The sequence below is a fragment of the Pseudomonas sp. FR229a genome, assembly GCF_030209115.1.
In the GTDB taxonomy this organism is placed as follows: domain Bacteria; phylum Pseudomonadota; class Gammaproteobacteria; order Pseudomonadales; family Pseudomonadaceae; genus Aquipseudomonas; species Aquipseudomonas moraviensis_A.
In genome coordinates this window covers 15,985-37,978 of the sequence record NZ_JARVSP010000009.1, presented here as the reverse complement: position 1 = coordinate 37,978, position 21,994 = coordinate 15,985, and the positions used below count along the sequence as shown (strand labels likewise).

15 protein-coding genes are annotated in these 21,994 nt (G+C 61.2%); 3 read left to right on the top strand and 12 right to left on the bottom strand.

Features of this window, described 5'->3' with window-relative positions:
• Positions 1-19 precede the first annotated feature (19 nt).
• A complete protein-coding gene (locus tag QRN33_RS09195; RefSeq protein ID WP_064363258.1) occupies positions 20-463 on the top strand; it encodes a hypothetical protein in 444 nt (147 codons plus the stop codon).
• 262 nt (positions 464-725) lie between these two features.
• On the opposite strand, the gene QRN33_RS09190 is transcribed toward QRN33_RS09195, so the two are convergent.
• The gene (locus QRN33_RS09190) at positions 726-1,628 is read right to left on the bottom strand and encodes a LysR family transcriptional regulator (protein ID WP_285408185.1); all 903 of its coding nucleotides are present in this window, start codon (positions 1,626-1,628) and stop codon (positions 726-728) included.
• Positions 1,629-1,746: 118 nt separating this feature from the next.
• Between QRN33_RS09190 and QRN33_RS09185 the strand changes: the two genes are divergently transcribed.
• Positions 1,747-3,021, top strand: a complete 1,275-nt coding sequence (locus tag QRN33_RS09185) for an MFS transporter (protein WP_285408183.1) — start codon at positions 1,747-1,749, stop codon at positions 3,019-3,021.
• A gap of 176 nt (positions 3,022-3,197) precedes the next feature.
• Here QRN33_RS09185 and hemE read toward each other — a convergent pair whose 3' ends face one another.
• The 11 genes from hemE to QRN33_RS09130 all read right to left on the bottom strand — a co-directional run bounded on the left by hemE (position 3,198) and on the right by QRN33_RS09130 (position 18,991).
• Positions 3,198-4,265: a uroporphyrinogen decarboxylase gene (gene hemE, locus QRN33_RS09180; RefSeq protein WP_025110257.1), complete on the bottom strand. Its 1,068-nt coding sequence runs from the start codon at positions 4,263-4,265 to the stop codon at positions 3,198-3,200.
• A 240-nt stretch (positions 4,266-4,505) separates the two neighbouring features.
• Positions 4,506-5,924, bottom strand: a complete 1,419-nt coding sequence (locus QRN33_RS09175) for a glutamate synthase small subunit GltD family protein (protein ID WP_007909438.1) — start codon at positions 5,922-5,924, stop codon at positions 4,506-4,508.
• 33 nt (positions 5,925-5,957) lie between these two features.
• Positions 5,958-10,403 (bottom strand): glutamate synthase large subunit, encoded by a 4,446-nt coding sequence (gltB, locus tag QRN33_RS09170; RefSeq protein WP_065615445.1) that lies wholly within the window; start codon positions 10,401-10,403, stop codon positions 5,958-5,960.
• A gap of 351 nt (positions 10,404-10,754) precedes the next feature.
• Positions 10,755-12,341: an AAA family ATPase gene (locus QRN33_RS09165; RefSeq protein ID WP_039756683.1), complete on the bottom strand. Its 1,587-nt coding sequence runs from the start codon at positions 12,339-12,341 to the stop codon at positions 10,755-10,757.
• Between the two features lie 10 nt (positions 12,342-12,351).
• A complete protein-coding gene (gene aroB / locus QRN33_RS09160; protein ID WP_285408178.1) occupies positions 12,352-13,452 on the bottom strand; it encodes a 3-dehydroquinate synthase in 1,101 nt (366 codons plus the stop codon).
• A 152-nt stretch (positions 13,453-13,604) separates the two neighbouring features.
• Positions 13,605-14,123, bottom strand: coding sequence for a shikimate kinase AroK (gene aroK / locus QRN33_RS09155; RefSeq protein ID WP_027611316.1), 519 nt, complete (start codon positions 14,121-14,123; stop codon positions 13,605-13,607).
• A gap of 4 nt (positions 14,124-14,127) precedes the next feature.
• Positions 14,128-16,206: a type IV pilus secretin PilQ gene (locus QRN33_RS09150; protein ID WP_123419831.1), complete on the bottom strand. Its 2,079-nt coding sequence runs from the start codon at positions 16,204-16,206 to the stop codon at positions 14,128-14,130.
• A 13-nt stretch (positions 16,207-16,219) separates the two neighbouring features.
• Positions 16,220-16,744 (bottom strand): pilus assembly protein PilP, encoded by a 525-nt coding sequence (locus QRN33_RS09145; protein ID WP_285408175.1) that lies wholly within the window; start codon positions 16,742-16,744, stop codon positions 16,220-16,222.
• Positions 16,741-17,364 (bottom strand): type 4a pilus biogenesis protein PilO, encoded by a 624-nt coding sequence (gene pilO / locus QRN33_RS09140; protein WP_042608695.1) that lies wholly within the window; start codon positions 17,362-17,364, stop codon positions 16,741-16,743. Before pilO ends, QRN33_RS09145 begins: the two co-directional genes overlap by 4 nt.
• Positions 17,361-17,927 (bottom strand): PilN domain-containing protein, encoded by a 567-nt coding sequence (locus QRN33_RS09135; protein WP_042608694.1) that lies wholly within the window; start codon positions 17,925-17,927, stop codon positions 17,361-17,363. Before QRN33_RS09135 ends, pilO begins: the two co-directional genes overlap by 4 nt.
• Positions 17,927-18,991: a pilus assembly protein PilM gene (locus QRN33_RS09130; RefSeq protein ID WP_042608693.1), complete on the bottom strand. Its 1,065-nt coding sequence runs from the start codon at positions 18,989-18,991 to the stop codon at positions 17,927-17,929. Before QRN33_RS09130 ends, QRN33_RS09135 begins: the two co-directional genes overlap by 1 nt.
• Positions 18,992-19,210: 219 nt before the next feature.
• On the opposite strand from QRN33_RS09130, the gene QRN33_RS09125 reads away from it, so the two are divergent.
• Positions 19,211-21,655 (top strand): penicillin-binding protein 1A, encoded by a 2,445-nt coding sequence (locus tag QRN33_RS09125; RefSeq protein WP_502944973.1) that lies wholly within the window; start codon positions 19,211-19,213, stop codon positions 21,653-21,655.
• Positions 21,656-21,994: the final 339 nt, after the last annotated feature.

Here is a 21,994-nt window from a genome sequence, read left to right as displayed (position 1 = left end):
CCAGGTCAAGGAGACCTTCATGCACTTTCACAAACTCGCCGCCGTCACTCTGTTGCTCTGCGCCTTGCCAGCGGTCAGCCAGGCCCGCGACACAGCGGTCTACCTGCCATTCGACAAAGCCGTCGCCGAGGCCACCCGCTCGGGCAAGATCGATGGCAGCGTGAAATTCTATCTGGCCGGCAACACCCCGGCCGGCAAAGTCACCGTCGTCAGCCCCGACGCCGTGACCAACAAGAAAACCAACGCCTTCAACAAATCTGACGAAGTCGCCTGCGAGTGGGTCGCCCAATCGGCAATCATCAGCCTGCATCAGGCCGCAAAAAATGCCGGCGCCAACGCCGTGACCAACATCGTCAGCTTCTACAAACGCAACGAGCGCAAGGACGCGCAAACCTACGAGTGCCACGCCGGCGCGATCATGGCGGGCGTTGCGTTGAAGGGTGATCTGGCGAAGGTTCAGTAAGCGCCAGAAATGACAAAGGGCGCCGTTTGGCGCCCTTTCACAGACAGGTCGGCTTGTCATCGCCGATTACCTGCCTGGCTCTGCGATGGCTGGTTACCCAGGATCCTCAGAGTCTCACAAGCCCCTTTCGGGAGCGCAGGCCGCTTCCGGCCTCTTCGCGAGCAGGCTCGCTCCCACAGGGAATAGGGCGTCATACGCAACTTCGGTTTTGACCCGAGATCAACTGTGGGAGCGAGCCTGCTCGCGAAAGCGCCAGCCGCCTTCACACCGTCAGTGGCTCAACCTTGTACGTAAGCAGTTCGACAAACGCCTTGGCCATCGGCGATTTCTGGTCCTTGCGCTGCACCAGCCATACCGCTGAAATTGCCTCGGGATCGATCAGCGGGCGGTAGACCACGCCGTCGATGCGCATCCGCTGATAGGACGCCGGCAACACCGAAACTCCAAGCCCCGCCGCGACCAGACCGATGATCGTCATCGCCTCCCCCGCCTCTTGGGCGAAGTGCGGACTGAATCCGGCATCGCGGGCCAGACTGAGCAGTTGTGCATAGAGCCCGCTGCCATAGCTGCGCGGAAAGAACACGAAGGGCTCCAGCGCCAGCGCCGAGAGAAACAGGCCTTCGTCGCTGCCCTGCGCCAACGGATGCTTGGAACTGAGCACCGCCACCAACGGCTCACGCATCAACTCAACCACACTCAATGAATCCGGCAAGCCCAACGGACGCATGATGCCCACCTCGATCGATTGATCGACCAATGCATCGGCGACCATGGTGCTGCTCATCTCGCGCAGGTTCAGATGCACCGCCGGAAAGCGCTGACGGAAGGAAAAAATCGCCTGCGGAATCGTCGAGTTGAACGGCGCCGACGAAGTGAAGCCGATCTTCAGTTCGCCAAGTTCGCCAAGCTGCGCGCGGCGGGCGACGTCCGCCGCCTTGTCGACTTGCGCCAGCACCAGCCGCGCCTCTTGCAGAAACAACCTGCCCGCCTCGCTCAACTCGACCCGACGATTGGTGCGCTCGAACAATCGCGCGCCGAGCTGTTGCTCCAGCGCCTGAATCTGCTGGCTCAGCGGTGGCTGGGAAATGCCCAGCACCTGCGCGGCGCGGCCGAAATGCAGCTCTTCGGCGACGGCAATGAAGTAACGCAGATGACGCAGTTCCATGGGGGCTCCAATAGGTCGTCAAAGCTATCAAACAGGTCGAACAATATATTGGATAGAAACATTAGCCAGCTATATGATTTTTTCATTGCCTGCCCGGCTATGCTTTCCGAGGTCTGAAGTGAAAACTGCTGTCGCGCCCCTTGCCCACGAAGTCCCGCCCTCTGCCGGCGACGATACCCTCGCCGAGCTGCAGGAGATCTACATCGAAAAAGGCACGCCGGCGTTCATGCGCACGGTGCTGGCGCTGTTCTGTGGCGGCTTTGCGACGTTTGCCCTGCTCTACTGCGTGCAGCCGATGATGCCGCTGCTGTCCCATGAGTACGGAATCAACGCGGCGCAGAGCAGCCTGATCCTCTCGGTGGCAACCGGCATGCTGGCCTTCGGCTTGCTGATCACCGGGCCGATTTCCGACCGCATCGGCCGTAAACCGGTGATGGTCGCGGCGCTGTTCGCTGCCGCGTTGTGCACCATCGCCAGTTCGATGATGCCGAGCTGGCACGGCGTGCTGATCATGCGCGCGTTGATCGGTCTGTCGTTGAGCGGTCTCGCCGCAGTGGCGATGACTTACCTGAGCGAAGAAATTCATCCACAGCACATCGGCCTGGCGATGGGTTTGTACATCGGCGGCAACGCGATCGGCGGGATGAGCGGGCGCTTGATCACTGGAGTTCTCATCGACTTCGTCAGCTGGCACACGGCGATGCTGGTAATTGGCGGTCTGGCGCTGGTCGCGGCGGCGGTGTTCTGGAAGATCCTCCCGGAGTCGCGCAATTTCCGCGCCCGCTCGTTGCACCCGCGCAGCCTGCTCGACGGCTTCACCATGCACTTTCGCGACGCCGGCCTGCCGCTGCTGTTTCTTGAGGCGTTTGTGCTGATGGGCGCGTTCGTCACATTGTTCAACTACATCGGCTATCGCTTGCTGGCCGCGCCGTACAACCTGGATCAGGTGTTTGTCGGTTTGCTCTCGGTGGTCTATCTGTCGGGGATCTACAGCTCAGCGAAGATCGGTTCGCTCGCGGACAAGCTGGGACGGCGCAAAGTGTTGTGGGCGACCATTGCGCTGATGTTTGCAGGGCTGGCGCTGACGATGTTCACGCCTCTGTTGTTGGTGATCATCGGCATGTTGGTGTTCACCTTCGGCTTCTTTGCCGCGCACTCGGTGGCGAGCAGCTGGATCGGCCGGCGCGCATTGAAGGCAAAGGGGCAAGCCTCGTCGCTGTACCTGTTCAGTTATTACGCCGGGTCGAGCATTGCCGGGACGGCGGGCGGGGTGTTCTGGCATCTGGGCGGGTGGAACGGTATCGGCTTGTTTATCGGTGCGTTGTTGCTGATCGCGCTGCTGGTGGCACTGAAGCTGGCGAAGCTGCCGCCGTTGCAGGGTGTCAAAGCCTGATACAAAACCCATGTAGGAGTGAGCCTGCTCGCGATAGCGGTGAGTCAGTCGCTGAATATGCTGCCTGACACACCGCTATCGCGAGCAGGCTCACTCCTACAGTTGATCTGTGTCCGACGTTGGATCGCGGAAACAAAAACGCCCGGCATAAGCCGGGCGTTTTTATTGAAGCGCGATCACTCGTGATACTGCGCCGACAATTCATGCACCGCACGCAGGAACGCACCCGCATGCTCTGGATCAACTTCCGGGGTGATGCCGTGGCCAAGGTTGAACACGTGGCCGCTGCCCTTGCCGTAGCTGGCCAGGATGCGTCCGACTTCAGTGCGGATCGCTTCCGGTTTGGCGTAGAGCACGGTAGGGTCCATGTTGCCTTGCAGCGCGACCTTGTCGCCGACACGGGCGCGGGCATTGCCGATGTCGCAGGTCCAGTCCAGGCCGAGGGCGTCAGCGCCGGCGTCGGCGATGCTTTCCAGCCACAGGCCGCCGTTCTTGGTGAAGAGGATCACCGGCACTTTGCGGCCGTCGTGCTCGCGGATCAGGCCGCTGACGATTTTCTTCATGTAGGCCAGCGAGAATTCCTGATACGCCGCTGCCGACAGGTTGCCGCCCCAGGTATCGAAGATCTGTACCGCTTGCGCGCCGGCCATGATCTGGCCGTTGAGGTACGAGGTCACCGACTGCGCCAGTTTGTCCAGCAGCAGGTGCATGGCCTGCGGGTTGTCGTAGAGCATCGCTTTGGTCTTGCGAAAGTCTTTCGACGAGCCGCCTTCGACCATGTAGGTCGCGAGAGTCCAAGGGCTGCCCGAGAAGCCGATCAGCGGTACCCGACCGTTGAGCTCACGGCGGATGGTGCTGACCGCGTCCATGACGTAGCCGAGATCTTTGTGCGGATCGGGGATTGGCAGGGCTTCGATGTCAGCGAGGGTGCTGACGACTTTCTTGAAGCGCGGGCCTTCACCCGTCTCGAAGTACAGGCCCTGGCCCATGGCATCGGGGATGGTGAGGATGTCGGAAAACAGGATCGCCGCGTCCAGTTGCGGGTAGCGGTCGAGCGGTTGCAGCGTGACTTCGCAGGCGAATTCCGGATTCATGCACAGGCTCATGAAGTCGCCGGCGTGAGCGCGGCTGGCGCGGTACTCCGGCAGGTAGCGACCGGCCTGGCGCATCATCCACACAGGGGTGACGTCAACGGGTTGCTTGAGCAGGGCGCGGAGGAAACGGTCGTTCTTCAGGGCAGTCATGTCGGCATCCGGAAAAAAAGTGCGGGCATTTTCTCAGAGCGCGAGGCAAAAGGCACGGATGTGGGTCAGCCTTTTGTCTATCGGGTCAATTTATTGCGTTGGAATGCTGATTTTTTGCAGCAACACAAAACAACTGTAGGAGTGAGCCTGCTCGCGATAGCGGAGTATCAGTCAATGCATCAGGTGACTGATCTACCGCCATCGCGAGCAGGCTCACTCCTACAAGGGATTGCGTTGTTTTTAGACACCCAGGTAATCGAGGATCCCTTCGGCGGCATTACGCCCTTCGAAGATCGCCGTCACCACCAGGTCGGAGCCGCGCACCATGTCGCCACCGGCGAAGATTTTCGGGTTGCTGGTCTGGTGCTTGTACTGACCTTGCTCGGGCGCAACAACGCGGCCCTGGCTGTCGGTCTGGATCTCGAACTGTTCGAACCACGGTGCCGGGCTCGGGCGGAAGCCGAAGGCGATGACCACGGCGTCGGCCGGGATGATCTCTTCGGAACCCGGGATCGGCTCGGGGCTGCGACGGCCACGGGCGTCCGGTTCGCCGAGACGGGTCTCGACCACCTTCACGCCTTCGACCTTGTCTTCACCAACGATAGCGATCGGCTGGCGGTTGTAGAGGAATTTCACGCCTTCTTCCTTGGCGTTCTTCACCTCTTTGCGCGAGCCGGGCATGTTCGCTTCGTCACGACGATAGGCACAGGTCACCGACTTGGCGCCCTGACGGATCGAGGTGCGGTTGCAGTCCATCGCCGTGTCGCCGCCGCCGAGCACTACAACCTTCTTGCCTTTCATGTCGACGAAATCTTCCGGCGACTTTTCAAAGCCCAGGTTGCGGTTGACGTTGGCGATGAGGAAATCCAGCGCGTCATAAACGCCCGGCAGATCCTCCCCGGCAAAACCGCCCTTCATGTAGGTGTAGGTGCCCATGCCCATGAACACCGCATCGTACTCGGCGAGCAGTTGTTCCATGGTCACGTCTTTGCCGACTTCGGTGTTGAGACGGAACTCGATGCCCATGCCGGTGAAGACTTCGCGACGATTGCTCAGCACGGTCTTTTCCAGCTTGAACTCGGGGATGCCGAAGGTCAGCAAGCCGCCGATTTCCGGGTTCTTGTCGAACACCACCGGGGTCACGCCGCCACGCACCAGCACGTCGGCACAACCCAGACCCGCCGGGCCCGCGCCGATGATCGCGACACGTTTGCCGGTCGGCTTGACCTTGGACATGTCCGGGCGCCAGCCCATGGCGAACGCGGTGTCGGTGATGTACTTCTCGACCGAACCGATGGTCACCGCGCCGAAACCGTCGTTGAGGGTGCAGGCACCCTCGCACAGACGATCCTGCGGGCACACCCGGCCGCAGACTTCCGGCAGGGTGTTGGTCTGGTGCGACAGCTCGGCAGCCTGGAGGATGTTGCCCTCGGCCACCAGTTTCAGCCAGTTGGGAATGAAGTTGTGCACCGGGCACTTCCATTCGCAATACGGGTTGCCGCAACCCAGGCAGCGGTGAGCCTGATCGGCCGACTGCTGGGGTTTGAACGGTTCGTAGATTTCGACGAACTCTTTCTTGCGTTGACGCAACAGTTTCTTCTTCGGATCCTTGCGCCCGACATCGATGAACTGGAAGTCGTTATTCAGACGTTCAGCCATTGTTAAAACCTCATCAAACTCTTCAGGCGCATATCACTGCGGGTTGGCACGAGTGCTGGAAAGCAGGGTTTTCAAGCTGGCAGCCTTGGGCTTGACCAACCAGAAACGCCGCAAGTAATCGTCGAGGTTCTCGGCGAGTTCACGACCCCACTCGCTGTCGGTTTCGGCGACGTACTCGTTCAGCACGTTCTGCAGGTGGCTGCGATAGGCTTCCATCGCCTCGCCGCTGATCCGCTGGATCTCCACCAGTTCGTGGTTGACCCGGTCAACGAAGGTGTTGTCCTGATCGAGCACGTAGGCGAAACCACCGGTCATGCCAGAGCCGAAGTTGTAACCGGTCTTGCCCAGCACGCAGACGAAACCACCGGTCATGTACTCGCAGCAGTGATCGCCAGTGCCTTCCACAACCGTGTGGGCACCGGAGTTACGCACGGCGAAACGCTCGCCTGCGGTGCCGGCGGCGAACAGCTTGCCGCCCGTGGCGCCGTACAGGCAGGTGTTGCCGATAATGGCGCTGTCCTGAGTTTTATAGACGCTGCCCTTCGGCGGCACGATGACCAGCTTGCCGCCGGTCATGCCTTTGCCGACGTAGTCGTTGGCGTCGCCTTCCAGGTACATGTTCAGACCGCCGGCGTTCCACACACCGAAGCTCTGCCCGGCCGTGCCTTTGAAACGGAAGGTGATCGGCGCCTTGGCCATGCCCTGGTTGCCGTGCTTGCGCGCGATTTCGCCGGAGATCCGTGCACCGATCGAGCGGTCGCAGTTGCAGATATCCAGCTCGAACTCGGCACCGCTCATATCGCTGATCGCCGACGAGGCCAGCTCGACCATCTTCTCCGCCAGCAGGCCTTTGTCGAACGGCGGGTTGCGCTCAACGCCGCAGAACTGCGGTTTGTCCGCCGGGATGTGATCGCTGCCCAGCAGCGGCGTCAGGTCCAGGTGATGTTGCTTGGCGGTCTGGCCTTCAAGGATTTCCAGCAGATCGGTGCGACCGATCAGCTCTTCGAGGGAGCGCACGCCAAGCTTGGCCAGCCACTCACGGGTTTCTTCGGCGACGTAGGTGAAGAAATTCACCACCATGTCGACGGTGCCGATGTAGTGATCCTTGCGCAGCTTTTCGTTCTGAGTGGCAACGCCGGTGGCGCAGTTGTTCAGGTGGCAGATGCGCAGGTATTTGCAGCCCAGCGCGATCATCGGCGCGGTGCCGAAGCCGAAGCTTTCGGCGCCAAGGATCGCGGCTTTGATCACGTCGAGGCCGGTTTTCAGGCCGCCGTCGGTCTGCACCCGGACCTTGCCGCGCAGGTCATTGCCGCGCAGGGTCTGGTGGGTTTCAGCCAGGCCCAGTTCCCACGGTGCTCCGGCGTACTTGATCGAGGTCAGCGGCGAAGCACCGGTACCGCCGTCGTAGCCGGAGATGGTGATCAAGTCCGCGTAGGCCTTGGCCACACCGGCGGCGATGGTGCCGACGCCCGCTTCAGCCACCAGCTTCACCGAAACCAGTGCCTGCGGGTTGACCTGCTTGAGGTCAAAGATCAGCTGCGACAGGTCTTCGATCGAATAGATGTCGTGGTGCGGCGGCGGCGAAATCAGGGTCACGCCCGGCACTGCGTAGCGCAGCTTGGCGATCAGTCCGTTGACCTTACCGCCCGGCAGTTGCCCGCCCTCGCCCGGTTTGGCACCTTGGGCGACCTTGATCTGCAGCACTTCGGCGTTGACCAGGTATTCCGGGGTTACACCGAAACGGCCAGTGGCAACCTGTTTGATTTTCGAGCTCTTGATGGTGCCGTAACGCGCCGGGTCTTCACCACCTTCGCCGGAGTTGGAACGCGCGCCGAGGCGGTTCATGGCTTCGGCCAGGGCTTCGTGAGCTTCCGGCGACAGTGCGCCCAGCGAGATACCGGCGGAGTCGAAGCGCTTGAGCACCGACTCCAGCGGCTCGACTTCACTGATGTCAAGCGGCGTATCGAGGGTCTTGACCTTGAACAGGTCACGAATCATCGACACCGGACGGTTATCCACCAGCGAGGTGTATTCCTTGAACTTGGCGTAGTCGCCCTGCTGCACGGCCGCTTGCAGGGTGTTGACCACGTCCGGGTTGTACGCGTGATATTCGCCACCGTGGACGAACTTCAGCAGACCGCCCTGCTGGATCGGCTTGCGCGGGCTCCAGGCTTCGACGGCGAGGGCTTTCTGCTCGGCTTCGATGTCGACGAAACGCGCGCCCTTGATGCGGCTCGGCACGCCACGGAAGCTCAATTCGCAGACTTCTTCGGACAGGCCAATAGCCTCGAACAGCTGCGCCCCACGGTACGAAGCGATGGTCGAAATACCCATCTTCGAGAGGATCTTCAGCAGGCCTTTGGTGATGCCCTTGCGGTAGTTCTTGAACACCTCGTAGAGGTCGCCCAGTACTTCACCGGTACGGATCAGGTCACCCAGCACTTCGTAGGCCAGGAACGGATAGACAGCCGAGGCGCCGAAACCGATCAGCACGGCGAAGTGATGCGGGTCACGTGCGGTCGCGGTTTCAACGAGGATGTTGGAATCGCAACGCAAGCCTTTTTCGGTCAGACGGTGGTGCACTGCACCGGTCGCCAGCGAGGCGTGGATCGGCAGCTTGCCCGGCGCGATATGACGGTCGCTGAGGACGATCTGGGTACGCCCGGCGCGCACGGCTTCTTCAGCCTGATCGGCAACATTGCGGATCGCCGCTTCGAGGCCAACGCTTTCGTCGTAGTTGAGGTCGATGATCGCCCGTTCGAAACCCGGACGGTCGAGGTTCATCAGCGAGCGCCACTTGGCCGGAGAGATCACTGGCGAGCTGAGGATCACGCGCGAGGCGTGTTCCGGCGACTCCTGGAAAATGTTGCGCTCGGCACCGAGGCAGATTTCCAGCGACATCACGATCGCTTCGCGCAGCGGGTCGATCGGCGGGTTGGTCACCTGCGCGAACTGCTGACGGAAATAGTCGTACGGCGTGCGCACACGCTGGGACAGCACGGCCATCGGCGTGTCGTCGCCCATCGAGCCCACGGCTTCGTAACCTTGCTCGCCGAGCGGGCGCAGCACCTGATCACGCTCTTCGAACGTGACCTGATACATCTTCATGTATTGCTTGAGCTGATCGACGTCGTAGAAAGCCGAACCGTGGTCGTTGTCTTCCATGGTCGCCTGAATGCGCAGGGCATTCTTGCGCAGCCATTGCTTGTACGGATGACGGGATTTCAGACGGTTGTCGATCGCATCGGTGTCGAGGATCTGCCCGGTTTCGGTGTCCACGGCGAAGATCTGACCCGGCCCGACGCGGCCCTTGGCGAGCACGTCTTCAGGCTGGTAGTTCCACACGCCGATTTCCGACGCCAATGTGATGAAACCGTTCTTGGTGGTGACCCAGCGCGCCGGACGCAGACCGTTACGGTCGAGCAGGCACACCGCGTAGCGACCATCGGTCATCACCACGCCGGCCGGGCCGTCCCACGGCTCCATGTGCATCGAGTTGTACTCGTAGAACGCACGCAGATCCGGGTCCATGGTTTCGACGTTCTGCCACGCTGGCGGAATGATCATCCGCACGCCACGGAACAGGTCGATGCCACCGGTGACCATCAGTTCGAGCATGTTGTCCATGCTCGAGGAGTCGGAACCGACACGGTTGACCAGCGGGCCGAGCTCTTCCAGATCCATCAGATCGTTGGTGAACTTGGTCCGACGGGCCTGTGCCCAATTACGGTTACCGGTGATGGTGTTGATTTCGCCGTTGTGGGCGAGGAAGCGGAACGGCTGCGCCAGCGGCCATTTCGGCAGGGTGTTGGTGGAGAAGCGCTGGTGGAACACGCAGATCGCGGTTTGCAGGCGCTCGTCACTCAGGTCCGGATAGAACGCCGCCAGGTCAGCCGGCATCATCAGGCCTTTATAGATGATGGTCTTGTGCGAAAAGCTGCAGATGTAGTGGTCGGTGTCAGCGGCGTTGGCCACCGACGAACGGCGACGGGCGCTGAACAGCTTCACGGCCATGTCCTGATCGCTCAGGCCTTCGCCGCCAATGTAGACCTGCTCGATCTGCGGCAGGCGCTCAAGGGCCAGGCGGCCGAGGACGCTGGTGTCGATTGGCACTTTGCGCCAGCCGATCAGTTGCAGGCCTTCTGCGAGGATCTCGCGGTTCATGTTCTCGCGAGCAGCTTCGGCTTTGGCCGGATCCTGATTGAAGAACACCATGCCCACTGCATATTGCTTGGGCATTTCGACGCCGAAGCTCTCCTGGGCAATGGCTCGCAGGAAGGCGTCGGGTTTTTGAATCAGCAGACCGCAACCGTCACCGGTCTTGCCGTCGGCATTAATCCCACCGCGGTGGGTCATGCAGGTCAGGGCCTCGATGGCCGTTTGCAAAAGGGTATGACTGGGCTCGCCCTGCATATGAGCTATCAGGCCGAAACCGCAGTTATCCTTGAATTCATCTGGTTGGTACAGACCTGCTTTCATAGACACTTTCTCACCAGGCTGCCTCTATTCGAGGCAAATTTCTTTTCAATTCAACCACTTGCGTTCCGCGCCGAACGTACGCCGGCTTAGCGGGGGCAAAAGGGTGGTCATTGTACACAGCGACACAGAGGCTCACAAATTTTACGACGAACTGTCGCAAATTCATGTCGCATTTGTGAAAGGTTTAAAGCGATCTGCTGTGCTAGTCAAAACTTTTTTAAATTCTGACCGCAACGACTCAAAAACTACTGTGACGCAGACACCACAAGGCACGCGACCTTTTCAGGAAGCGCGCACTCGTGGAGATTTTGAGGTGCCGGGAGAGGCGGCCTGGGTAAGGCCGCCGAATCTTCAGCGAGTTGTTGCCAGTTCCTGTTGGACGCTGGCGACAGTGCGAGGCCAAGGTTTACCAGCCTGAACCTTCGCTGGCAAGGCCTTGATGGCAGAAACGGCCGCATCACGATTGGCAAAGTTGCCGTAGGTGATCACGTAAAGCGGCTTGCCATTGAGGACTTTCTTGAAATAACGGTACTCGCCGCCCTGCTCCTTGACGAAGTTCTGCGCGGCGGTTTCCGAGCTGGTGCCGAGGATCTGCACCACGTAGTTGCTGGTCGGCTGACCGGCGTACCAACTGCCACCGGCGGCTTTGGCCACGGTGACCGGTTTGTCGGCAGGCTTGGCCGGAGCGGGGGCCGGTTTCGCAGCTGGCGCCGGTGTGGCCGGAGCAGGCTTGGCCGTGGCGATCTGCGTCGGTGCCGGGGTTGGCGCCGGCTTGGCCGCCGGAGTCGGGACCGGCGTCGGCGCAGGGCCGGCCGGAACGCCCGCAGGCGGTGCAGAGGTGGTTACGGTCGGCGGAGTATCGCTGGAGCCTTCCAGTGGCACGCCGTCATCGCCTTCGGTGATGCCACCGGCGGCTTCAGCGAGCGGGCCACGCATGACCGGCTGCGAGTTGCCGACCAGCGGCAGCGGCATCGGCTGGGTGTTGCCAGCGAACTCGACGGACGGGTTGGCGCCATTCGCGGCGCCCTGACCCAATGGCAGTTGCGCCTGTTCATTGGCCGGAGCACCGGTGGTCGGTGCCTTGCTGCGACCCGGCATCAGCCAGGCGGCGGCAACCGCGACCACAACGACGGCGGAAATCGCCAATACGTGTTTCTTCGGCATGTTGAACCCCATACTTGGACGCTTGACCGCGGAGCGGCTGGCAATCATGACTTCGATCAGTGCATCGCGAGCGACCTGGTTGATGTTGCCAGGCCAGCCCTCGGAGCTTTCGTGAATATCAGAGATCTGATCTGCGGTGAAAAGTTCGACACCCCGGCCCGCGCCTTCCAGCCGCTGGTCGAGATATTCGCGGGTCTCTTCTTCGGTGTACGGCTGCAATTCGATGACGTGGAAACGCTCTTCTTCGAGCTGCAAAGCTTCGAGCTGAGCAATCAGCGACGACTCGCCGAACAGGAATACATGCGGGCGACCTTCCGGTGTGCCGGCACCCAGCGCCATCAACGCTTCCAGCGCCGACTCGTCGAGCTGCTCGGCGTCGTCCACCAGCAGATAGACTTCCTGTCCGGTCAGACCCAGTTGCACCACCTGCTCGAGAATCGCGCCGACCTCGGCCTGGGCTACATCCAGCGCCTGCGCCACCTGGCGCAGCACGCCGGCCGCGTCGCCGGCGCCACGGGCGGAAACCACCACGCTTTGCACCGATTGTTTGTTGGTGCTGGCCACCAGCGCCTGCCGCAACAGGGTCTTGCCGCTGCCCTGCGGCCCGGTGACCACCAGCAGCAACTGGCTGTAACGCGCCAGGTGATGCAGTTGACCCAGCACCGGTTTGCGCTGGGCCGGAAAGAATTTGAAGCCCGGCACCCGTGGCGCGAACGGGTCGTGACTTAACTGGAAATGGCCGAGAAACGCCTCGTCGGCATGCAAACTAGTCATCGGAATCGTTTTAACCTTTAAGCTGAGCCAGGGCGCGGTAATCCGCTCCCAGCGTGGCCTGTAGAACCTCTTTCGGATAATCGTCGGTCACTACCGCTTCGCCCATCCGGCGCAGCAGCACCAGGCGCAGACGACCGTCGATCACTTTTTTATCAATTGCCATGTGTTGGAGAAAATCGGCTTCGGTCATTTCTGTCGGTGGAATGACCGGCAGACCTGCGCGCTGGAACAGACGAATGCCGCGGTCACGCTCCTGCTCGCTGATCCAGCCCAGGCGCGCGGACATTTCCAGCGCCATCACGGTACCTGCCGCCACTGCCTCGCCATGCAGCCAGACACCATAGCCCATGTGGGTTTCGATGGCGTGGCCGAAGGTGTGGCCGAGATTGAGGGTGGCGCGTACGCCGGTTTCCTTTTCATCGGCGCCGACCACCGCAGCCTTGGCCGCGCAGGAGCGCTCGATCGCATAGGTCAGCGCGGTCTGATCCAGCGCGCGCAAGGCGTCGACGTTGTCTTCCAGCCAGGTCAGGAATGGTTCGTCGCAGATCAGGCCGTACTTGATGACTTCCGCCAGTCCCGCCGACAACTCGCGCTGCGGCAGGGTTTTCAGCGATGCGGTATCGATCAGCACCACGTTCGGCTGGTAGAACGCGCCGACCATGTTCTTGCCCAGCGGATGGTTGATGCCGGTCTTGCCGCCAACCGAGGAATCGACCTGCGACAACAGTGTGGTAGGAATCTGGATGAAATCGACACCGCGCTGATAACAGGCGGCAGCGAAACCGGCCATGTCGCCGATCACCCCGCCGCCCAAGGCGATCACGGTGGTGCGGCGATCATGACGGGCGCTCAGCAGGCCATCGAAAATCAGTTGCAGGGTTTCCCAGTTCTTGAAGGCTTCGCCGTCGGGCAACACCACCGAGATTACCGAGAACTGCGACAGGCTGCGGGTCAGACGTTCGAGATAGAGCGGCGCGACGGTTTCGTTGGAGATGATTGCCACCTGCCGCCCGTGAATATGCGGCGCCAGCAGTTCCGACTGATCCAACAGACCTTCGCCAATATGAATCGGGTAGCTGCGCTCGCCTAGATCGACCTTGAGTGTCTGCATGTGTCCCCACAGTGAAGATGGAAGCAGGCATCCTGCCCTGAAATTATTGGTGTTCTGCGGCCTGTAGCGGTATGACGCCGCTCGCCCGGCATCCGCCACACCCTCGGCGGGCGCTGACAGGACGCCGAGGATAGCGCATTTCGGGCAACGCTTTAACGGGGTGGCAGCTGCGCGAGGCGGTCAAGAATGTCGAGCACCACCATGCGCGGCGGCCGCTCGTCGGTTTCCACCACCAGATCGGCGATTTCCCGATAAAGCGGGTCACGGATCTCGAGCAAATCACGCAGGGTTTTCGCCGGATCAGCGGTGCGCAGCAGCGGCCGATTGCGATCGCGGGAGGTGCGGCCGACCTGCTGCTCGACGGAGGCGTGCAGATACACCACGCGCCCGCCTGCATGCAGGGCCTTGCGATTGGCATCACGCATCACCGCGCCGCCGCCGGTCGCCAGCACCACGCCATCGAACGCGCAGAGCTCGGCGATCATCGCCTGCTCACGGTCACGAAAGCCCGGCTCGCCTTCCTTGTCGAAGATCCATGGGATATTGGCACCCGTGCGCAGCTCAATTTCCTTGTCGGAATCCTTGAACGGCAGGCGCAGCTCTTTGGCCAGTAATCGGCCGATGGTGCTTTTGCCAGCACCCATCGGTCCTACAAGTATCAAATTTCGCACAGAATCAACGACTCACAGCAATCGCCTGGTTATTCATGATACGCGGAGTGAGAAATACCAGCAGCTCGGATTTTTTCTCCGAAACCACATCACGCCGGAAAAGGCGGCCAAGATACGGCACATCGCCAAGAAATGGCACCTTATCTACAACCTTGCTCTGAGTATTTGAAAAAACACCGCCGATTACGATGGTCTCGCCGTCATTCACCAGCACTTTGGCGTTGACCTCGTTTTTCTTGATCGGCGGCACATCCTGCACTTTGTTCAGGTAGTCGGGCTCATCCTTGGTGACCTTGACCTCCATGATGATGCGGTTGTCAGGCGTGATCTGCGGAGTGACTTCCAGCGACAGCGAAGCCTCCTTGAACGACACCGAGGTCGCACCACTGGAGCTGGCCTCCTGATACGGTATCTCGGTGCCTTTGAGGATCTTCGCGGTTTCCTTGTCCGAGGTGACCACCTTCGGCTGCGAGACGATCTCGCCGTTGCCGGTCTTTTCCATCGCCGTCAGTTCCAGGTCCAGCAACACGTTGTCGGTGATGAACGCGATACCGATCCCGGAGGTATTGTTGACCGTGCCCATGTCGACGAAGGGCGAGTTGGTGCTGGTGCTGCCCGGCGTACCGATGGTGCTCGATGAGCCGTTGACCCCGGAGGCGTTCCAGTTGCCCTTGTTCTGCACCGAGCCGCCCCAGCGCACGCCGAGGCTCTTGTCGTAATCGACGTTGGCCTCGACGATGCGCGCCTCGATCATCACCTGACGTACCGGAATATCCAGCTGCGCGACGATCCGCCGTAATTCGTCGAGGCGATCCTGGGTCTGGTAGGCAATGATGTTGTTGGTCCGCTCATCGACAGTGATCGAACCGCGCTCGTCGACCTTGGCCTCGGCACTGGTCACCGACTGGAACAGTTTGGCAATGTCCGCAGCCTTGGCGTAATTGACTTGCAGCAGCTCGCGACGCAATGGCGCCAGCTCGGCGATCTGCTTCTGCGACTCCAGTTCCTGGCGCTCGCGGGCGGCAATTTCATCGGCCGGCGCCACCAGTAACACGTTGCCGATCTTGCGTTTATCCAGACCTTTGGTTTTCAACACCAGATCCAGTGCCTGGTCCCACGGCACGTTCTGCAGGCGCAACGTGATGCCGCCCTGCACCGTGTCGCTTGCCACGAGGTTGAGGTTGGTGAAGTCCGCAATCAGTTGCAGCACCGAGCGTACGTCGATGTCCTGAAAATTCAGCGACAGCTTGTCACCGACATAGGCCTGACGGTCGGCGTTGCGCTTTTGCAGATCGTCGACACTCATCGGGCGAACGCTCACCGTGAGCTTGTTATCAGTCTGGAAGGTCGAATAGTCGAAGGTGCCGCTGGGCTCGACACTGATCACGGTGCGATCGCCGGTGAGCGCTGCGTTGACGAACTGCACCGGGGTGGCGAAGTCCTTGACGTCGAGGCGCACGCGCAGCTTTTCCGGCAATTGGGTGCGGGCGAAGCTGAGGATGATCTTGCCGTCGTGTTCCTGGATATCCGGGGCGATGGTCGGATCAGAGAGATCGATGACCACGTTGCCTTCGCCCTCGGTACCGCGCTGGAAATCGACGCCGCGAATCGCCCGGCTGCGCGGCACAGAAGATTTCGCGGGCGCCGCAGCGGCCGGGGCGGCACGTGGTGCAACGGCGGCCGGGCGCGGCGCGGTCGCGGAGGCGCCCTGACCAACCACCACGAACAGATTATTGCCTTCGACCCGCGTGCTGTATGGCGCCAATTGCGTCAGGCTGACAATCAGCCGCGTGCGATCCTTGGCTTCGGCCACCGTGGCCGTGCGCGCATTGCCGCTGCCCAGATCAAGATTTCTGTTGGCCAGCTGGCTGGTCACCCCCGGCAGATCCAGTGCAATACGCGCGGGCGACTCGGTCGTGTACCCCTTGGGCTGGGGTGGCGGGCCGTCGAACGACAGCTTCAGTTCGACGCGGTCACCCGGCAGCGCGGCAACATCCAGCGCTTTCAGATTGGCCGCCATTACCATCGGTGACACCAGCGCTATCCATAGCGAAAAACCGAGGGTGGAGAAAATCCTGTTCATTGTTCGACTTCCACTATGAGTGCTCTTTCAAAGGAATGGTGCGGGGCCGCTCCAGCCAGGCGCCGGCGCCGTCGGGCACGATCTCGACGACATCGACCTGAGTGGCGCTGATGGCGACGATGCGGCCATCGTTGCGGCCCAGATAGTCGCCGACCTTCAGGCGATGCACCCCGCCCGCGCCGCGCAGCAGCGCAAACGATCCGGAGGCGTTGGCGATCGTGCCGACCATTTCGAACTGCTCGATATTGAACCCTTCAAGGTACTGCTTGACCCGGCTGGGGTCGGGTTTGACGTTGCGCGAGCCGTGCTTCTGCCCGGCCAGATCAACCCGTGCCTGCCGCGAAAACGGGCTGCGCAGATTGGCGGCGCTGTAAGTGAATGTGGGGTAAGACCGGAATGTCGGCGTTGGTTCAATCTTGCCCGCCGGGCGCAGGCGGACTTCGTTGAGGTAAGCGTCGAGGTCGCTGAAGTCATCGCCGCCACCGCAGCCGCCCAACGCCAGCGCCATGAGCAGGACGAGATAACGAATCGGGGTCATTTTTCCAGCCCCTTGTCGTTGTAGCGATACGTCTTGGCGAGGATGCTCATGCGCAGCTTCGGCCCGCCTTCGGGGTTGGCCGGCGCCAGTTCAAAATCGTGCAGGGTAACGATGCGTGGCAGTCCGGCGACGCCGCTGACGAACGTTGCCAGGTCGTGATAGGCGCCGGTCACGGTGATCTGGATCGGCAGCTCGATATAGAACGGCTGGGTCACTTCCGGCAGCAGTTTGATCTCTTCGAATTCCAGACCGCTGCCCAGACCGGTGCGAGTGATGTCTTCAAGCAAGCCCGGCACTTCGGTGTCGCTGGGCAGTTGCCGCAGCAGCACGCCGAAGGTGTTTTCCATTTCCTTCATCTGCTGGGTGTACAGCTCAAGATTTGCCGATAGCCGCGCCTTGCTGGCGAATTGCTCCTTGAGCGTGACTTCCTCCTCGCGCTTGAGGTCGAGCTGATTTTCCATATCGCTGATGAAAAAGTAATAGCCGAGCGCGAGGATCAACGCCATCACCAACGCACCGCACAAGGTTTTCACCGCCGGCGGCCAGGAACCCATGTTGCTGGTGTCGAGGTCGTTGAAATCGATGTTGCGCAGGCTTTCCAGCCATTCGGAGGCTTTCATTGCTCGTCCTCCAGAACCTTGGGCTGGGTCTGTCGAACGGTCAGCTGGAAGACGTTGGCCTGCTCGACCTGATCGGCACTGGTCGCCTTGACCTCATTCAGGCTCGGCGCGTCGAACCAGTCGGACGCGTCGAGATTGCGCATGAGCTCGGAAACCCGGTTGTTCGACTCCGCCGCGCCACTGATGGACAGGGTCTTGCCGGCCATTTTCACATCGGTGAAATACACACCGTCCGGCAACGTACGCGCCAGTTGATCGAATACCCGCCCACTGATCTGCCGGTTGCCCTGCAGGTCCTGGATGATGCGCATACGCTCGACCAGTTGCTGGCGGCGCGCCTTGAGTTCGCTGATCTGCTTGATGCGTTCGTCGACCACGGCAATCTGTTTGCCGATGTAATCGTTGCGCGCCATCTGCCGCTCGATGGCCGCGCTGATGATCTGATCGGCAATCAGCACCGCACCGATCGAGCCGGCCAGCACGCCGATCAACACCAGCAGGAAGCGTTTGCGCCGTTCTTCGCGACGCTCCTCGCGCCAGGGGAGAAGATTGATCCGCGCCATCAGTCGAAACTCCTGAGCGCGAGCCCGCAGGCGATCATCAATGCGGGCGCATCACTGGCCAGCGCACCGGCGTTGACCTTGCTGCCCAGGGCCATGTCGGCAAACGGGTTGGCAACCTGAGTCGGCGTGTTCAAGCGCTGTTCGATCAGGCGATCCAGCCCGGGTACAGAGGCCGTGCCGCCGGCCAGCAGGATATGGTCGACGGCGTTGTACTGGCCAGAGGCGAAGAAGAACTGCAGCGAACGTGAAACCTGCTGCACCAGTGCCTCGCGAAATGGCTGCAGGACTTCGGTCACGTAATCGTCAGGCAGGCCGCCCTGCTTTTTCGCCAGGCCCGCCTGCTCGACAGTGAGGCCATAGCGGCGCTGGATCTCTTCGGTGAGCTGGCGCCCGCCAAAGAGTTGCTCGCGGGTATAGATGATCTTGCCGTTATGCAGGACGCTGAGGGTGGTCATCGTCGCGCCGATGTCGACCACCGCCACGGTCAGGCGCTCCTGGGAAGCAGCCAGATGCGTCGCCAGCAGCCCGAACGAGCGCTCCAGCGCGTAGGCCTCGACATCCACCACCCGTGCAGTCAGGCCGGCGAGCGCCAGCGCCGCCTCGCGCACCTCGACGTTTTCCTTGCGACAGGCGGCGAGCAGCACGTTGACCCGTTCCGGGTTGCGCGGCGAGACGCCCTGGACTTCGAAGTCGATGGCGACCTCGTCCAGCGGATAGGGAATGTATTGATCGGCCTCGATCTTGAGCTGGTTTTCCAGTTCATCGTCGGACAGCCCGGCGTCCATTTCGATGACCTTGGTGATCACCGCCGAACCGGCCACCGCCACCGCCACGCTCTTGCACCCGGTGCGTGCCTTGACCAGCAACCGGCTGAGCGCCTGGCCGACACCCTCCAGTTCGGCGATGTTCTTTTCGACCACGGCGTTGGCCGGCAACGGCTCTACCGCGTAGGCCTCGACCCGGTAGCGCTCGCCCTGACGACTCAGTTCCAGCAGCTTCACCGACGTGGAGCTGATGTCGATCCCCAGTAACGCATTGGTCTTTTTATTGAAGAGTCCCAGCACTACCAATTCCCTATGACTTTCCGTGAGTTACGGACTCTGTAATACGCATTGCGTTCCTTCACCCCCGTCTTGACAGAAGCGCCAATGACGCCCCCGACGGAAAAGTGCTTATAATGCCCAGCGATTTTTTCCGCTTTTTACTGCCCGCGCGGATGGCTTTGTGTGTAACCGCAGCCCCGTGCCAAATTCATTCTTTGCCCTGGATGTCCAAAAGCCTTGATTCGTCTGCTGAAATTTTTCGGTTGGTCCATCGTCGCCGTTTTCTGCGGACTGCTCTTAGGTCTCAGCGGCGCCTTTCTTTACCTTAGTCCGGGTTTGCCGTCTGTGGAGGCGCTGAGAAGCATTCAGTTGCAGATTCCTCTGCGGGTCTACAGCAGCGACAACAAGTTGATCGCAGAATTTGGCGAAATGCGCCGCACACCGATCCGTTTCGCCGACATTCCGCCCAATTTCATTAATGCGTTACTAAGTGCTGAAGACGATAATTTTGCCAACCACTACGGTGTAGACCCGAGCAGCCTGATGCGCGCGGCGACCCAATTGGTCAAAAGCGGACACATTCAGTCCGGCGGCAGCACCATCACCATGCAGGTGGCGAAGAACTTCTTCCTCACCAGCGAGCGCAGCTTCTCGCGTAAAACCACGGAAATTCTCCTGGCTCTGCAGATCGAGCGGCAGTTGACCAAGGACGAGATCCTTGAGCTGTACGTCAACAAGATCTACCTGGGCAACCGCGCCTACGGCATCGAAGCCGCGGCGCAGGTCTATTACGGCAAATCGATCCGTGACGTCAGCCTGGCGCAGATGGCGATGATCGCCGGCCTGCCGAAGGCACCGTCTCGCTTCAACCCGCTGGCCAACCCGGCGCGCAGTAAAGAACGCCGCGACTGGATCCTCGGGCGCATGTACAAGCTGGGCAAGATCAGCGAGGCCGACTACACCGCGGCGATCAACGAGCCGCTGAACGCCAGCTACCACGTGCCGACCCCGGAAGTGAACGCACCGTACATCGCCGAAATGGCCCGTGCCGAAATGGTCGGCCGTTATGGCAGCGACGCTTACACCGAAGGTTTCCGCGTCACCACCACGGTGCCGAGCAACCTGCAGGAAATGGCCAATACTGCGCTGCACGAAGGCCTGATGACCTACGACCAGCGCCACGGCTACCGTGGCCCCGAGTCGCGCCTGCCGGGCAAGACCCGCGAAGCCTGGGCCAGCGAACTGACCAAACAGCGCACCATCAGCAGCCTCGAACCGGCCATCGTTACTCAGGTCGACAAGAACGGCCTGCAGGTTCTGACCCGCACCGGTGAAGAGCACATTGCCTGGGACACGATGAAATGGGCGCGGCCGTTCCTCAATACCAACAGCATGGGTGCCAACCCGCGTCAGCCGTCGGATGTCGCCCAGGTTGGTGATCTGATCCGCGTGCAGCGGCAGACAGACAACTCGCTGAAATTCAGTCAGATACCGCAGGCCCAGGGCGCGCTGGTGTCGCTGGATCCGCAGAACGGTGCGATCCGTTCGCTGGTGGGCGGTTTTGCCTTCGAGCAGAGCAACTACAACCGTGCCCTGCAGGCCAAGCGTCAGCCGGGTTCGAGCTTCAAGCCGTTCGTTTACAGCGCCGCGCTGGATAACGGCTACACCGCTGCGAGCCTGGTCAACGATGCGCCGATCGTGTTCGTCGACGAATACCTGGACAAGGTCTGGCGCCCGAAGAACGATACCAACACCTTCCTCGGCCCGATCCGCCTGCGTGAAGCGCTGTACAAGTCGCGCAATCTGGTGTCGATCCGCTTGCTGCAGGCCATGGGCGTGGGCAAGACCATCGACTACATCACCCGCTTCGGTTTCAACAAGCAGGACCTGCCGCCGAACCTGTCGCTGGCACTCGGCACCGCGACGCTGACGCCGATGGAAATCGCCACTGGCTGGAGCACCTTTGCCAACGGCGGCTACAAGATCACCCCGTACATCATCGACAAGATCGAAAGCCGTAACGGTGACACGTTGTTCGTCGCCAACCCGCCGACCGTGCCGCAGGGCGGTTCGGCGACCGATGGCATCGCCGCGCCGGCCTCCGAATCGTTCACGGTCAATGCCGCACCGGTTGCCGGTGAAGCCCCGGGCAACCCGGCGGTGCCGCAAGCGCCAGCCGTGGCCGAGCGGATTGTCGATGGGCGTACCACTTACATCCTCAACAGCATGCTTCAGGATGTGATCAAACTCGGTACCGGCCGTCGCGCACTGGCCATGGGCCGCAGCGACATCGCCGGCAAGACCGGTACCACCAACGAATCGAAAGATGCCTGGTTCTCCGGCTATAACGCCGATTACGTGACCACGGTGTGGACTGGCTTCGACCAGCCGGAAAGCCTCGGCCGCCGCGAGTTTGGCGGTACTGTGGCGCTGCCGATCTGGATGAATTACATGTCCGCCGCGCTGAAAGACAAGCCGCCGCATGTCCAGCCTGAGCCGGAAGGCCTGCTCAGCCTCCGGGTGGATCCGGTCAGTGGCCGCGCCGCGACGCCGAGCACGCCGGGGGCCTACTTCGAACTGTTCAAGGCTGAAGACACGCCGCCGTCGGTGAACGAGCTGGGCAACGGCACCGTGCCGGGCAGCCCGCTGCCGGCGGATGAACAGGCGCCGATCGACCTGTTCTGATCCAGCACCATTGAAAAGCCCCGCATTCGAGAGAAGAGCGGGGCTTTTTATTGACTGATGTTTGGAGTTCGCGGCGTTACGAACATCCAGCCCCTCACCCCAGCCCTCTCCCGGAGGTAGAGGGAGCCGACCGAGGTGTCTGGCTTCATGCATCGACCTGCGCAACCGAGTCGATTATGGATTCAAAGCAAGACTTTCACGTCGGCGTCATTCATCAATATCCCCCATTCGGTCCCCTCTCCCTTTGGGAGAGGGCTAGGGTGAGGGCTGCTCCAGATATGGAATACAAAACCCCTAGCCACAAAAAAGCCCCGACTCATAACGAGCCGGGGCTTTTGT